The organism is Stakelama pacifica (genome assembly GCF_004361835.1).
GTDB lineage: Bacteria > Pseudomonadota > Alphaproteobacteria > Sphingomonadales > Sphingomonadaceae > Sphingomonas > Sphingomonas pacifica.
The window spans coordinates 706772-722469 of sequence record NZ_SNWD01000001.1 but is presented as its reverse complement, the minus strand read 5'-3'; the positions used below and the strand labels follow the sequence as shown (position 1 = coordinate 722469).

General features: G+C 62.4%; 9 protein-coding genes. 2 read left to right on the top strand and 7 right to left on the bottom strand.

Annotated elements, in window-relative coordinates; genetic code table 11:
* Window positions 1–86 precede the first annotated feature (86 nt).
* From EV664_RS03145 to EV664_RS03130, 4 genes are all read right to left on the bottom strand, one after another.
* Window positions 87–2243 carry a TonB-dependent receptor gene (locus EV664_RS03145; protein WP_133494170.1) on the bottom strand — a complete coding sequence of 719 codons (2157 nt, stop codon included), beginning with the start codon at window positions 2241–2243 and terminating at the stop codon, window positions 87–89.
* Between the two features lie 87 nt (window positions 2244–2330).
* The gene (locus EV664_RS03140; protein ID WP_229668063.1) at window positions 2331–4967 is read right to left on the bottom strand and encodes a carbohydrate-binding protein; all 2637 of its coding nucleotides are present in this window, start codon (window positions 4965–4967) and stop codon (window positions 2331–2333) included.
* 23 nt (window positions 4968–4990) lie between these two features.
* Window positions 4991–6400 (bottom strand): MFS transporter, encoded by a 1410-nt coding sequence (locus EV664_RS03135; protein ID WP_229668062.1) that lies wholly within the window; start codon window positions 6398–6400, stop codon window positions 4991–4993.
* 32 nt (window positions 6401–6432) lie between these two features.
* The gene (locus tag EV664_RS03130; protein WP_133494169.1) at window positions 6433–8484 is read right to left on the bottom strand and encodes a glycoside hydrolase family 31 protein; all 2052 of its coding nucleotides are present in this window, start codon (window positions 8482–8484) and stop codon (window positions 6433–6435) included.
* 145 nt (window positions 8485–8629) lie between these two features.
* Between EV664_RS03130 and EV664_RS03125 the strand changes: the two genes are divergently transcribed.
* A complete protein-coding gene (locus EV664_RS03125; RefSeq protein WP_133494168.1) occupies window positions 8630–9664 on the top strand; it encodes a substrate-binding domain-containing protein in 1035 nt (344 codons plus the stop codon).
* Window positions 9665–9706: 42 nt separating this feature from the next.
* Window positions 9707–9856 (top strand): hypothetical protein, encoded by a 150-nt coding sequence (locus tag EV664_RS19395; protein ID WP_188656350.1) that lies wholly within the window; start codon window positions 9707–9709, stop codon window positions 9854–9856.
* Between the two features lie 27 nt (window positions 9857–9883).
* On the opposite strand, the gene EV664_RS03115 is transcribed toward EV664_RS19395, so the two are convergent.
* From EV664_RS03115 to EV664_RS03105, 3 genes are read right to left on the bottom strand one after another with little or no spacing between them, the layout of a single operon-like run.
* Complete coding sequence (locus tag EV664_RS03115) at window positions 9884–11206, bottom strand: peptide MFS transporter (RefSeq protein ID WP_133494167.1); 1323 nt, start codon at window positions 11204–11206, stop codon at window positions 9884–9886.
* Between the two features lies 1 nt (window position 11207).
* Complete coding sequence (locus EV664_RS03110; RefSeq protein ID WP_211338452.1) at window positions 11208–13190, bottom strand: serine hydrolase domain-containing protein; 1983 nt, start codon at window positions 13188–13190, stop codon at window positions 11208–11210.
* A gap of 50 nt (window positions 13191–13240) precedes the next feature.
* Entirely contained in the window at window positions 13241–15622 is a 2382-nt protein-coding gene (locus tag EV664_RS03105) for a TonB-dependent receptor (protein WP_133494166.1), read from the bottom strand.
* Window positions 15623–15698 lie beyond the last annotated feature (76 nt).

Below are 15698 nucleotides of genomic sequence, written 5' to 3'. Positions count from 1 at the left end.
GCTCCTCGCTGAACCTCGATCGCTTCATTCGTCCGTCTCCTTGTCGAAGGCCGGACTCTACCTATCAATGGAGGAAATCTAGGGGCTCAGACCAAGCCGGTGCGCGAAAAATAATATTCCAGCGAAGCATCGTAATTGTCCGAACGGATCGGTTGAAGGTTCGGATTGCCGCCGCTGCCGGTGTAGGAAATATTACCGCCGATCGTACCCTGAGAGATCGTCAGCGTCGGATTGATCTGATTGAAGCCGGGCCGTGAGAGCGCCTGCGTGCGCGACAGACGCAGCTTCAGCCGGTCGGTAAAGTGCAGTTGCGCGCTGATATTGGGCAGGATGTCGGTATATTGCGTCGATGAATCGATCGGGACCAGCACCGAACCGCCGCCCTCGGTCGGCAAGCGGTTGGTGCCGTTCAGCCGATTGCGTGTCACGATCACCCGGGTGCCGATCACCCCGTCGACGGGAATGCCGACGTCAAATGCATAATTGATCTGGGCATAGGCAGTGTACACCTGCTCGCGCGCCTTGAACGCGTTAAGCGGGTTGAGACCGGGTTTCTCTGCTGCCCAGGCATCCTGAGTCGCGGCATCCGCACCTTCACGCACCAGCGCTTCGCGGATATAGCCGCGAACGTCGTTCAGCCGGTCGTTGAACAGAAAGGCGTCGGGTGCGTACCAGGACCGGAACTGCTGGACATCGTCATTCCAGAAACCCGGCGCGACCATTCCGCCCTGCGACAGGGTAGGCACCTTCAGGATCGGATCCTTCAGGCTGACGAGCGAGGCATAGCGGTCGCCAAAGACCGAACTTGCGTTCCGATCGCCATAGCGAAGCCCGAAGAGGAATTTGGGGATCAGCGACGAACCCGTATCAAGCGAGACATTACCCTGCCATTGCCACTGGTCGCCCGTTGCGCGACTGCGATTCTCGATCAGCCCGCGCATATAGAAGCTGTTCGGATCGGCGAAATCGACACCGCTGGGCGTGAAATTCACGCTCCCCTCGTCGTTCAGCTTCACCGACAGCGATAGCGGCGTTGCCACCTGCGTCTGGAACTGGCCCCAGTTTCCGTCGACGGTGGATTTGGTATAAGCGAGATCGGTGGTGAAAACCGCATTGCCGGTTTCCCAGCGCGCGCCCAGCGCACCCTGATAGGTGTTGGTGCGGGTCGTCCCGAATTCCTTGGACGGACCGTTGACGAGCCCGAGATCGACATCGAACGACTGGAGCGTGCTGCCGTCCTCGGTAAGCACCGCATTGCGGATCGTCGGCGGGTTGCCGCCATTCGGGTCGGACTGAATGGGGATACCGAAAAAGTCGTTGGCGACGCGGTCGCGATAGCCCTGATACAGACCGTCGACATAGATCATCAGATTATCGGCGGGCTTCCACTGGACCGATCCGTTGACGGACGGGCGCTGGCGGTTGCCGCGACGATAATAGAGCCCGATATCCTGCGGGAAAGTGAAGTCTCGCCCGACCGAGGTCGGCAGGATCAGCTGATTTTCCGGGACATTGTCCTGAAAGCCCTGATAGCGGATCGAGTTCAGATAGCGGGTCTGGGTGAAGGATGCGTTGACGAGCACCCCGACCTCACCGATGCCTGTCTGCCACCGGTCGGTGACCAGCAGGCTGCCGATCGGATCGACCTTGCGCGATTCGGTATTGTAAGCGCCGCGCAACGCGCCCGCGATCTGAAAGCCCTTAAAGTCGAACGGGCGGCGCAGGCCGACATCGATCAGGCCGGCGATGCCGCCTTCCAGATTTTCGGCGGTCGTCGCCTTGTACACCTCTACCCGTGACAGTGCCTGAGCGGGAAAGTCCTGAATGGAGACCGACCGGCCATCGGCGGTGAAGATTTCGCGGCCCTGTACCGTCGTCTGAACATTGGGCAGACCGCGGATCAGCACGCCGTTCGCTTCGTCGGCATAGCGCGTGACCTGAACCCCGGTAACGCGTGCAATGGCTTCGGCGGCGTTGTTGTCGGGGAACTTGCCAATGTCCTCGGCAACCAGCGCATCGACCATCGCCTGGGAATTGCGCTTGATGCTCTGCGCGCTGCTCAGGCTCGCGCGGATACCGGTGACGACGATGTCGGGGCTGCCGGCCGCCTCCTGACCGGTGGCGGCGGTGCTCTGTGTCTGACCTTGCTGCTGCTGATCCTGCGCCTGTGCAGGGGCGGCGATCGCTACCGCCATCATCGTGGAGACCGAGGCAAGAAGTGTACCGATGGTGACCTTTTTCATAAACCCCTCCTTACTTTTGTTGTCCAAAAACGTTTACGGCCCGCAGTCTGGAAAGACCCCTCGCGCCCGGCTGTTGCCGGTGCGCGGTCAGGGCATTGGTGTGATTGTGATCCGGTCGATATTGGGAGCGAAGCGCGAGCGCAGTACGATGCCCGGCCATCGCTGCGAGGCATAGCTGTGCCCGTCCCAATTGGGTTGCTCCTCGCCCGCGATACGGATGGTGTTGGCTCCCGCTTTCAAGGTCACGGGCACCGTCATCTGCCACCAGTTGTTCGCATTGAAGCTGTTCGGCATGGTGACCAGCATCGTCTTGCCGCTATTGACCGAGATACGCGCTATGCGGGCGAGCGGGTCGGGATTGTAATGCGTTGCTTTCGCCTGTTCCTCGTTCGAATAGCGGATGGTCAGCGCATAGGTCCCCGCTTTGTCCACCACGACATCCGGGAAGGTGAGGGTATTGCCGTTGCCGGGGGCGCCGCCGATGGCGAACACCGCGCGGCCGCCGCTGGCGAGCGACGCAGCGCCAATCCGGGCGTTCCCGGCCGCCTGCGCATCTTCTGCTTCGTATCGGCGGGGGGCGGGGCCGGTCGCGGGCGTTACCGAAAGACCATGCACCGACGGCGACCCGGCGGCTGCGCTCAGCACGACCTTGTTGATACCGCCCAGCAGGAAGGCGGAGTCCTCCACCTCGCGACCATTGACCGTCATCCGTACCGTTCCGTCGTCGACCGTCGGGTTCAGCCGTGCCGGTCCGTCATTCGCCGCATAGACCCAGAAGGTCGCGCTGCCGTCCTCGGCCAGCGTCACCCCATCGCCTTTGGGAGTGAACGCGCCTTTGAGCACCGCATCCGCGACGTCATAACGGGCGCTGGTGCGCGCCGGATCGATCGAGGTCAGCGTGATCCGGTCGACCATCGCATTGCCCTGTGTCTGCTGCCTGCCGTCGACACTATGGGTCGACAGGGTCAGGGTGTGCGAACCGCGCGACAACGGGATAACGGTGTCGACATGGTCGAGAACGGCGGGCTTGTAGCCAAGCGGCAGGAACAGCTCGCCCGCGGGCTTGCCGTCGATCAGGAGAAAGACGTTGGTCGGTCCCTGCGCTGCGGCCAGCGGATCCTTGTTAAAGGTATTGGCGAGCACGCTCAGATCGTAACGCCCGTCGCGCGGCACATCGACCGCGAAATCGAGCGCCGCGTCAGTGCCGGTCCTGAACCCCTCGACCAGATAGCCGTTCGAAACATGGAAGCGATCTACATGTTCGGGCGACCCTTCGGGGCCGCGTATCGTCAGGCCCTGTCCGCGCCGTGTGGCCTTTTCCGCTTCATAATCCTGTCGCCAGCGGGGCGTGACCGCAGCGGGGCGCACACTCTCTCCCGGAGTCAATAACAGCTCATAGGCAGCTTCTTCGCGCAAGGCGGGCAGGTCGTTGCTGCCGAAGCTCAGATCGACCTGACCATTCTTGACGGGTACGATCCGGTCGCTGGTCACCCTTGGGGGCGGGGAGTCGCCCAGTTGCCCGGTCCAGTCGATCTCACGCACCCGTACGCGCACGGTCGATCCGAAGTCGGTCGGGATATGGGTGAGCGCCACGGTAGCATCGCCCGATTTGCCGCCGAACAGCAGTCGCATCTGCTCTCGCTTCGGATCGAGAGTCGCCACGCCCTGTAACGTGTAGCTCTGGTTCGGATGCGGCGGGGTCACGGAAAGGGTATGGCCGCTCATCGTCGCATAAGCATTGAGCAGCCACCATTGGCCGTTGCCGCGATTGGCCTGAACCGCAGAATCGCTCAAATTGCCGTCGATATTCCAATAAGCGATATCGGCATCGACCTTCGAATCCTCGATCGCAGCAACCCATTGCACCATCTGTCCGGGGACCGATGTGTGGTAGTTATAGGCATATTCGTTGATGTTGACCGGCAGATGGCGGCCCTGCCATTTGGTCCCGGCGAACAGCCGGTCCTCCCATTCGCGGTATTTGCGCACGCTGGTGCGGACCGTGGCGGGGTTGCTCAGTTCGTGCCAGGTGATGATGTCGGGCATCGTGTCAGCGGCGATGGCATGGCGCAGAAAACCCTGAACCTCGGGATAAAGAATGCTGGTATTCGGCCCCGCGATCCGTGCGCCGGGCAATTCGTTGCGGATCATTCGCACCGCGCGGTCCCATGCGTTGTTGAACGCGGTCGGGTCGTTCTGCCACTTTACGCCGTTGCAGCCTTTGGGGCCGTCGGAGAACATGTTGCCGTCGGGCTCGTTGAACGGAACGAAAACGATGTTGTTGCGATAGCGCGGCGGCATGTCCCTGACCTGCCGGACCTGCGCACGGAGCTGTTCGATATAGTGCGTGACCGATTGGGCGCAGTCCCCGGTTTTCCAGTCATAGGGAAATTCCCGGTTGATATCGGTCATGTAGATATAGGTGTCGCCGCCCGATGCATCGGTCAGCAGCGTGGAAACTTCCAGCGCGTCGGCACCGGGATGCTGCGGACCGTCCTGCGCCTTGGTCGAGACGGTGCGCAGCGCGATGCCCTCGACGAGGTTGGGATGCGGCAGACGCGCGTCGTACAGTCCGTAGAGCGTGCCCGATGCGCCGCCATGGAACGCACCGGTATCGCTGGCGAGATCGACGGTAATCCGCTCCTGCGCGAGGGCCGGCATCGCGACCGACCCGAGCAGCGCGGCGATCAACATCGGAGTGGAACGGTGAAGCAGCTGGGTCATGGTGCAGGGCTCCGCAGGAAAAGTCATGCGCCGCGCTCGGCGGTCATGCGCGCGATCGTCGCGCCGTTCAGGATCAGACGCGAAGTGGCGAAGGCCAGCGCGAGGTGCATCAGGCCGGGAATGATGGTCGACAGCATCCGTATTCCGGCGAGCGACAGGGGCGTCTGGTTGCCCGCTCCCGCTTTATAGGAGACGAGGACCAGCACTCCGCTGATAAGGACGCCAGCCAGTGCCCAGGCGAGTTTGACGAAAAACTGGTTGAAGGCAAAGCTCATACCCGAAGAGCGCATGCCCAGTTTCCACTCGCCATATTGGTCGGCCAGCTGGATCAGCGTGAAGTGGAGCGGCAGCGTGCAACCCAGCACGATGCAGCACAGTCCGACCAGCAGCAGCCACAGCATCGGATGTCCGCCGGGCACGAAGAACGCGCCGAAATGTCCGGCGACGAGGATCAGGTTCACCCAGATATAGACGGTGCGCACATCGAAGCGGCGGGTGAAGAAAGGAACGATGATCGACCCAAAAAATCCGCCGACCGTCGCGGTGCCGAAGAACATCGCCTGATAGGTGGCATCGCCGTTCAGCACATAGGTGATGAAATACAGCGCGGCACCGCCCTTGGTATTGAAGATTGCGATCAGGAGCAGGGTCATCAGGAAGGTCCAGCGCAGCTGATCGTTCTTCAGCGTATTGGCGATGGCGAGCTTAAGCGGCACGTTTGCGGTATCGGCGGCGACCACCCGCTCGCGCACGACAAGGAAGCAGATCAGGAACATGACAACCGCGGCCAGCGACAGGATCGCCACCCCGTCGCGATATCCGCGCGCAATATCCGCGCCGCCCAGATAGCGGACCATGATCGGCAATCCTACCGAAACGCAGAAGGACGCGATGGCGACCATCGTAAAGCGCACCGACTGGCACGACACGCCTTCGCGCGCGCTGTCGGTCATCCGGGTGATCAGCGCGCAATAAGGAACATTGTTGAGCGAGTAGGAGAAGGCGAGCAGGAAATAGGTGACGGCAGCATAAACGACCTTGCCGTCATAGCTGAGATCGGGCGACTGAAAGGTGAGGAAGCAGCTCAGCCCGACCGGGATCGCGGTCCAGAGGAGATAGGGCCGGAACCGTCCCCAGCGCGTCGAGGTACGGTCCGCCATGATACCGATTAGCGGATCCGAGATCGCGTCGAAAATACGCAGCGACAGGAACAGGATGCCGACGATCGCGGGGGCGAGGCCGAAAACGTCCGTATAGTAAAACGTCAGGAAATTGGCGATCAGCCCGGTGACGATCGTGCCGCCGGCGTCGCCAAAGCCATAACAGATTTTCTCTATGAAGGGGATATGCGCGGTCGATCGCTCGCCGGGCTGTCCGCCGTCCCTCTCCACGGCGTGGTTTGCAACCGTTGCCGCCATCATCCTCTCCTTCATCTCCGGACCGCCTTTTGACGGTTCCTTATTCGTCAGTTGCGGAGAAAAGCCTCCGCCACTGTCGCGCCGTCGCGCACGAAAACGGGTATGCGCGCGACCGGTGCTGCGAATGCGATGTCGCCGCCGTTCGCGAAGCGCTCACCGGTCCATGCATCGCGCCAGACCCCGTCGGGCAGGTAGACGCTGCGCTCGCGCACCCCCGCCGCTGTTATGGGTGCGACCAGCAGATCGGGGCCGAACATATACTGGTCGTCCAGCGTCCAGCAGCGCGGGTCGCCCGGATAATCGTAGAACATCGGTCGCATCAGCGGATCGCCATGCTCATGCGCCGCGCGCATCAGCGACGCGACATAAGGACGCAGCCGTTCGCGCAAATCGGCATATCCGCGCAATGTTTCGAAAACCGCTTCGCCAAAGCTCCACAACTCGTTCCCCGCGCCGGTATCGCACTGGGCGACGCCATCGCGGAACGGCTCAGCGGGCGGGGTGATCGGATCGCGATGGCCGTGCATCCGCAGGATCGGCGTGAACACCGCCCATTGGAACCAGCGGATCATCAGTTCGTGAAAGGCCGGGTCGTCGACATGACCACCGTGAAAACCGCCGATATCGGTCGTCCACCAGGGAATCCCGGCAAGCCCCATGTTGAGCCCGGCGCTCAACTGGTTGCGCATCGCCTCGAACGAGCTGTGAATGTCGCCCGACCAGACCAGCGCGCCGTACCGCTGACTGCCCGCCCATGCACAGCGGATCAGGCTGACGATCTTCGTCTCGCCCTCGGCGCTGAGACCATCGTAAAAGGCCTGCGCATAGTGCAGCGGATAGGCATTACCCACCGACAATACACTGCCGCTGTGATAGCGGTAATTGTCGAAGTCATAGGCGCTATATTCGGGTTCGGCCTCGTCGAGCCAGAACAGCGCCACGCCCTTGTCGCGATAGTTGCGCTTTGCAGTATCCCATAGAAAGGCGCGCGCGCCCGGATTGGTTACATCGATGAAGCGGGTGTTACCCAAAAACTCCTGCTGCACGTCGAGCCCGCGTCCGGCACGGACCAGATAGCCTTTCTCCACCAGCGCGGGATAGTTTTCCGAGCGATGATCGACCGTCGGCCAGATCGATACCAGCAACTCGGTCCCCATCGCCTTCAGTTCGGCGGTCATCGCGGCCGGATCGGGCCATTCGCGCGGATCGAACCTCCAGTCGCCCTGCACCGGCCAGTGGAAGAAGTCGGCGACGATCACTGCAAGCGGGATGCCCCGCGCGTGATAGTCGCGCGCGACCGAGAGCAGTTCTTCCTGTGTGCGATAGCGCAGCTTGCTCTGCCACAGGCCGAGCGCGAATTCGGGCATTATCGGCACCGTCCCGGTGACACGGGCATAGCTGCGCAGAATTTCCGCCGGGGTGTCGGCGGCGGTGATCCAATAGTCGATCTCATGCGCAGCACGGGCAGTCCATACCGCGCCGTTGGCGGCGAAATGAGCATCGCCCACAGCGGGCATGTTCCACAAAAAGCCATAGCCATGGTTCGACACCACGAAGGGCACGCTGGCCTGAGAGTTGCGCTGCGCCAGTTCCAGCGAGCATCCGGCGAGATCAAGATCCGGCTGCTGATACTGGCCCATGCCATAGAGCCGCTCGCCCGATTTCGCTTCGAACCGAACGGTGATCTGCGCCACGTCGACGCCCTCTATCACCCGGAACTCGCGACCCGCCAGACCGAGCGCGCTGATCGTGCGAACCTCATCGGTGCCGACGGTCCAGAACTTGCTGATCGTGTCGCGCTGTCGCCACTTTTCTTCCAGTAGGACATGGCCACTCGCATTCAGAAAGCGGACGCGACCCTGCAGATCGACCTCGGCAGTGATCCGCCCATTGGTGATCCGGGCAGTCGCGCCGTCGCGGGTGACGATCGGATCGCTGATGTCCGCCGGTTCGTCCAGCAAGGCTCCGGCTGCGTCGCCCCGATCGGGAAAGGGAGATGCCCGCAAACGCAGGCCGTCGCGTCCATGGGCCTCCACACGCAGCCAGTCGCCGTTATAGCGCCACGATACCGCGTGTGTTTCCAGAACAAGCGTATCCAAGTCCTCATCCCCCGCATGCGTCATTCTTCGATGACCGTAAACGTTTCCGGACAGTTGCCTGATTGTGTGCGGCTGTCAATCTATTTTGTTGGACAAATTAAGGAAGCACTTGTGCGAATGGTCGTGCCCGGCGATCAGGGCGCATATGGATATACGCGAACTCGCCCGTCATCTGGGATTGTCGATCGGCACCGTCTCGCGCGCGCTGAACGGCCGCAAAGATGTGAGCCCGGCGACGCGCAAGCGAGTGATCGACGCGGCGAAAACCCACGGCTATATCCCCAATCAGTCGGGCCGGACGCTGCGCAGCGGCCGGACCGGGACAATCGGCTTCATGTTGACCCTCGAACATGACAGCGCGATGCACGGCGATCCGTTTTTCATGGCGCTGCTCGAAGGGGTTCAGAACGGGCTGAGTGAGCATGACCTTGACCTGGCGGTTCTGCTGGCGCGCAAGGGGGAGGACGGGCTGACGTTTCTGCGACGCCATGTGTCGCGCGGGACGGTGGATGGCTGGGTGCTTTCGGGCACGCAGCACGAGGATGCGCGGATAGCCTTTCTGCTCGACCGGGCTATCCCTTTCGTTGCACTGGGACGTACCGCGACGGCGCGCGATTATGCCTGGATCGACCTCGATTTCGAAGGGCTTGTTGCCGAGTCGATGCGCCTGCTGACCGACGCGGGGCATCGCCGGATCGGTCTGGTCGCGCCGCCCGCCACCATCAATAACAGCCAGATCGTCGTGCAAGCCTATCGCGCCGCGCTGGAGCGGGCAGGCATCGCCTTCGCGCCCGCACTGGTCCACCATGGCGAAACCGATGAGAGCGACGGAGAGGCCACCGCCAGCGAGCTGATGGCGCTGCCCGAGCGGCCGACCGCGCTGCTGCTGATGGGGGAGACGGCGCCGGTCGGGGCATATCGCGCGCTGCGCCGCATGGGGCTGGAGCCCGGCCGCGACGTCGCCGTTATCGGGCTGCGCGACAATCCGGCATGTCGTGCGCTGTCGCCCGATCTGACGTGCTTTTCTCTCGACCTGGACGATCTGGGGCTGGCGCTTGCGAGGGGGATGGTTGCGATGCTGCCGGGGCAGTATGATGCAACGAAGCCGCTGGTGCAGCAGCTTTGGACCATGAAATTGCGTTTGCGGCAAAGCCATCTCGCGCCACCGCGTGTCGGGTGATTGCCCATAACGGCGACGGAGCGAAATGCCCCGCCGCGCCGGGTGAGACGTTCCTACCGACCCGACGCAAACCCGGCGCCGCTTCGGCTTTCCTTCCTGGACGCAGAAGTTGCGCTGATCGAGGCACAAGGCGCACCGCTCGCCGCGCATCGCTTCGCGCAGCATATCGCCGCCGCGCTCGAACGGGGCTGAACCACGAAGGGCCGGCCATGCGATGCGCTATTTTTCCCGATGCACCTGACCCATTATTGCGAGGATGACCGCCGCGAGGATCAGAGCGGCCATGCCGGTGCCGAAAAAGACAGTTGCCGGGATGATGCCCCAATACGCGCCCATGATCCCGGCCAGCATGCTGCCGACGAATTTGGCGAGATACCATGCGCCCATCAGCATTGCGGCGATCTGCACCGGCGACAGGCGGCCGATCAGCGACAGGCCGACCGGTATGACGAACAGTTCGCCGAGCGTCAGCATCACGAAATAGCCGAGCACCCAGAACATGCTTACCGGCTGACCGCCATCGCTTGAAAGCGTGAGGGCAGCGCCGATCATGACGGCCATCGACAGGCTGGATACCATGCAGCCGATGCTCATCCGGCGGAACAGCACCGTCAGGCTCTCGCCCCGGTCGCGCTTTTGCCAGTGGCGCATCAGAAACGGGGTGAGGAGGATGATGAGCGCCGGATTGATCGACTGAAACCATGTCGCGGGTACCTCGATCCCGGTGCCGAACAGCGACAGGCTCCGGTCGGTCTGATGTTCGACCCAAAGCGCAATGACATTGCCGCTCTGTTCATAGGCGACGCGGAACAGAATGATCGTGAAGATCATCACGCCGAGGATACGCAGGTTGCGCCAGTCGATCGCCGACAGGATTTTGGGATCTCCGGGTGTCGACGCGTTGGGGCGCATGGGTTCTGGCGGCAGCAGCTTCAGATTGCGGGTATAGACGATCAGCCCGATCGCCATGCCGATCCCGGCAGCGCCGAAACCCCAGTGCCAGCCGAGCATCTCGCCCAGCGATCCGCAGACCAGCGGCGCGGTCAGCCCGCCGAGATTGATGCCCATATAATAAGCGCTGAAAGCCTGCGCCTGACGCGGATCGCGCTCGCGATAGAGGCTGCCGACCTGTACCGCGAGCGGGGGGATGAACAGTCCGTTGCCGATCGCCACAAGCGCAAGGGCAGGGAACAGCAGCGGCTCGAACGCCATCGCAAAATGCCCCGCCATCATCAGCGCACCGCCCGCGATCACGCTTTTGGTGCGGCCCAGCCAGCGATCGGCGATGATCCCGCCGAAAAAGGGGCTTAAGAACGCCGTCGCGCCATAGGTGCCATAGATCAGCGAGGATTTGGCCTGACTGAATCCCAGATCGCCGGTCATGTAATAGACGAGCATCGCCTGAAGGCCGAAATAGGAGAATTCGGCCCACATCTGCGTGAGGAAAAGGACGGTCAGCCCGCGCGGATGGCCGAACAGGGTTTTTTCCCGTCCGGCCACCGTGCTGAGATTGCCCGGCTGCACTGCGTCGCCGGCAGCCATGTTAATAGTTCAGGCTCGACGGGATGAGGTTCTGTGCGATCACGAACCATGTCATGAACAGACACGCGAGCGCAATGGCGATGCTCCACAGCTTCGCGAACCAGCCGCGCCCGTCGCGCAGAGCGACCCACATATTCCAGCAGACGAGCACCGTTCCCGCGATCGCGACCAGCGAAAGAATCTGGGCGATCCGCATCCACAGGTCGAGCCGCCCGTCGAGATAGAGCAGGCTGGCGCTCAATAGCGCGATAAAGGTGAACCACATGCCCGCGATCACGACATAGAGCGCGGCGGTGGCACGGGTGGCGAGGTGCAGCCGCAACGCCCGCCCCGACAGCGGGCCGCGGCGACCATAATGGCGGCGGACCAGCGCGACGGTCGGCCACGCGATCACGGTCAGCAGCAGCACCAGCAGCGCAGCGACCAGCGCCGGAATGATCCATGCGCCATCGAGTGCGAAAGGCGCGGGCATATAGACCATGATCGGCGCGACTTCGGCATTGGCGAAGCTGACGACCTTTCCATCGCGGACGACCGCAGCCAGCCGGCCTTCGCCGCCGACCTCCTGCCACTGCCATGGTCCGACCTCGCGCCAGCGGATCGGAACGCCGGCAGCGTTGGTCATCGTCGAAACGGTGATCGTATCGTCGGGATTGCGCGACACGCTGGTCTGGCTCGGCAGATAGAAGAGCCGCGCCCAGCTCGAAACCGCGCGTCGGCTGCTGAGATAGGTGCCTGCCATCGCCTTGCCATGCGCGCGCGCCGTCGATGCGGTCGGCAGGTCGGGTCGGGCGGCGGGGAAATAGCGGTCGGTGAATTCTTCGAACAGCTTGGCGCGGAGCGGATAGGCAGCGTCGTTCTTGCCCCGGCTGTTGAACGACATGAAGAGCCCGACGCCCTTGTCGAGATACAGATGCAGGTCCGAATGGAACAGCACCGTATCGCCGCCATGGCCGATGATGTTCAGCCCGTTGCCATCCTCCTGATAAAAGCCGAGCGCCATGCCGGGCAGGCCGGGAACCGGCTGGTTGACCCGGCTGTGCATCATGGTCGCGGTGCGCGGATCGAGCAGCGGCGGGCCGCCGTTCAGATGCGCGATCATGAATCGTGCGATATCGCCGCCGGTGATCGACAGGGCACCGGCGGGGGCGGGGTCGATCAGCTCGAAGGGCTGCGCCGCTCCATCAGCGGTCTCATAGCCGTTCGACACAAATGGTTTGAACCGGTCGGGCAGCGGCTGGGCAAAGGTCGCATTCGGCATGCCGAGCGGCGCGAAAATATGGCGGGTGACATAGTCGTTGAACTTCTCGCCCGACACGCGCTGCACGATATAGCCCGCAAGCATTGCGCCATAATTGGAATAAGCCGGCTCTGCACCCGGCGCATAGATGCGTTCGGGCACCCAGTCGGTAACCGATTCATGCAGCGTGCGGAGCTTGTCCGGATCGACACCGATCAGATGTTTCAGGGTTTCTTCGAACCCCGCAGTGTGGGTCATCAGATTGCGCATCGTGATCGGCTTGCCGAAAGCGGGCGGTATTTTGAAATCGAGATAGCGGTTCACATCGGCGTCGAGGTCGATCTTGCCCGCCTGAACCAGCTGCATCACCGCAGTCCAGGTGAACAGCTTCGATGTCGATCCGACGCGGAACAGCGTGCGGTCGGGATCGACGCGAATACCCTTTTCGACATCGGCATAGCCGAAACCGCGCTTGGTAAGGACTTTGCCGTCCTTCACCACCACGACCACCGCACCCGCGATGGCGCCGCTCTGAAGCCCATAGGGCATCAGCCCGTCGAGCCAGGTATCCACGTCGGTCGCGGTCAGGGAATGCGCGCTTTGAGAAGGCGAAGGCGAAGGCGAAAGTGGGGGCGCGGGCTGGGCGGGAGCGGGGTCTTGCGCAGCGGATGCGGCCGGTACGATCGGCACGGCCAGGGTGAGTATCGCCGCGAGCGTCGCGATCGTGCGTCGAAACCTTTTCATTCATCCATCCTTTCGAACGATCCGATCGTGGCGTGAAGCGCCTCGCCTGATTAAAAGCCCCATTCCACCTTTGCACCAAAGGTGCGCGGACGGATCGGCGTCGCATCGATCGCGCCGCCCGGTCGCGCGCCATACGCGCCGACATTCACCAGCCCGCCCGAGTTGGTGAGGTTGTGCGCAAAAAGGGTCACGCGGAACGGATCGATATCGACGCCTGCGCGCAGCCCGACGGTCGCATAGCCGTCGATAGACTGCCGCCGGCCGAGCACCATGCGATAGGTGGGATCGAAGTCGGTCGCCTGATCGCTCATCAGATGGACATTGCCGCCGACAAACGCTTCGGCACCGCCCGAAAGCGTCCATTGATAATCGGCGCTGATCGTGGCGCTCCATTCGGGCGCGTAGGGCAGCCGGTCGCCGTCATAGCCCGGCGGTACCAGCGAGCCGGTCCCGATATCGATGCCGGGAAGGTCATCGGTGAGCTTCGCATCGGTATAGGCGATGCTGGCGATGACATCGAACCCGGAGACGGGTCGAAGCGTCGCGGTGACCTCCGCCCCCTGGCTCTTCGCCTTCCGGCCGTTTCCGTCGCCGGTAAACGCGCCCAGCCCCGGCACCTGATAGGTCACGGAAACCTGAATATCCTTCCAGTCGAGATAGAAGACCGAGGCATCGATCGCGAAGCTGCGATCGGCGGTTTCAGCGCGGACCCCGGCTTCATAGCTGATCAGCGTGTCGGCATTGAACTGGCGGGGAAAGTCAGCGCCCGCTCCGGGAGGAACGACATTCGGCCCCCCGGGGCGATAGCCCTTCGCCACGCGTGCATAGATGGAGGCATGATCGCTGATCCGGAAGAGCGGCGAAACCGACCAGGTGAAAACATCCTCGTCGGACGATCCGGTCTGAAGATCGGGACTGGTGCCGCCGCCCAGCGGGAGCAGCGAACCTTGCAGAAACTGGCTGGTATCCTGCTTATTATGGCTGTAGCGCACGCCGCCGGTCAGATCAAAGCGATCGCCCAGATGCAGCGTGGCATTGGCGAACCCGGCATATTCGCGATATTCGGAATCGAGCTTCGCCATCAGGAAATCGGGAAAGGTAACGTCGCCGCCGTCCGGTCCGACCGGCAGCGTCAGCGTCGGATCGATCGGCGTGCCGCCGGGAATGGCGAAGGGCAGATATTGCTGGAAAATGCGCCCCTTTTCCTTGGTATAATAGGCACCGACCAGCCATTCGAACGTGTCGGATGCGGGCGAAGCGAGGCGCAGTTCCTGTGTGAACTTCTTCTGGTCGGCCTGATTGGGATAATAGATCCCGGCGCTTTCCGGGCCTGCCCCTCCGCTACCGTAAATGGCATCGCCCAGCCCGCCGAGCTGATCGGAAATGTCCTGCAAATCATTGCTCTTCAGCCGGCTGTACCCGGTGACCGAGCTTAGCGTTGCGAAGCCTAGATCCCAGTCGAGAACGCCGCTGTACAGGCGGTAATCGGTATTGCCATATTCGCGATAGCGCGCGCCGCGCGTATAACCGTCGACCGGCTCGCCCGTATAGGGATTGGTCGAAACCGGCTTCAGCGTAACCGGATCGGCGTCATAGGATTGTTGCGAATCCGCGCGGATATTTTGCGCCATGGCGTTTAGCCGCAGCGAAAGCGTGTCGCTGGGTTTGAACAATACCGACACCCGGCCGCCATAGCTTTTGACCGAATTGGCATCGTCTTCGGCAAGGCCGACCGTATCGATGAAACCGGGCGTGTTGCGATAGAAACCGGCCGCACGCACGGCTACCTTTTCGCCCAGCGGCACATTCAGAACGCCGCTTGCCGACCAGCCGATATCGCCGCCTTTCACCGCTTCAATGCCCGCTTTCGCCTTGCCCTCCACTATACCCAACTGCGGCGGGGTGGTGACGAATTTGACCAGCCCGCCCAGCGAATTGGCGCCGTACAGCGTGCCCTGCGGCCCTTTGAGCACCTCGATCCGTTCGATGTCGAGCGAATCGAAATCGCCCGCAAGCACCGCGCCGTTGCTTTGCCCGGTACTCGCACCATAAGGCACATCGTCGACATAGACCGATACGGTCGGGCTCGAGCCGCCGGTGTTGATGCCGCGCAGGACGATGCGCGATTTGCCCGGATTGGTCTGTTGCAGCGTCAGGCCGGGGACGAGATCCGCATAATCGGCAAAGCTGGTCGCCTGTTGCTGGTCGAGTCGGTCGCCGCCGACGACCGATATCGATTGCGGTACATCCATCAGAAGCTGCGAACGCTTCTGCGCCGTCACGATAATTTCATTGTCATAGCCGGTCGGCTGAGGCTTTGGCGGGGAGGAAGTCGCAGCAGTATCGCTCGCCGACGACGCTTGCTGCGCGGCGGCAGGCGATGCGAGGGCCGTGAGCGCAGCGCCGCAAAACAGTGCAGTCGTTGGTTTCATGTTTCGTCCACCCCAAAATTATGTCCTCATGATGCTACATGTTTCTTATTATGCAACCTCTTTTTCATATTAGCGT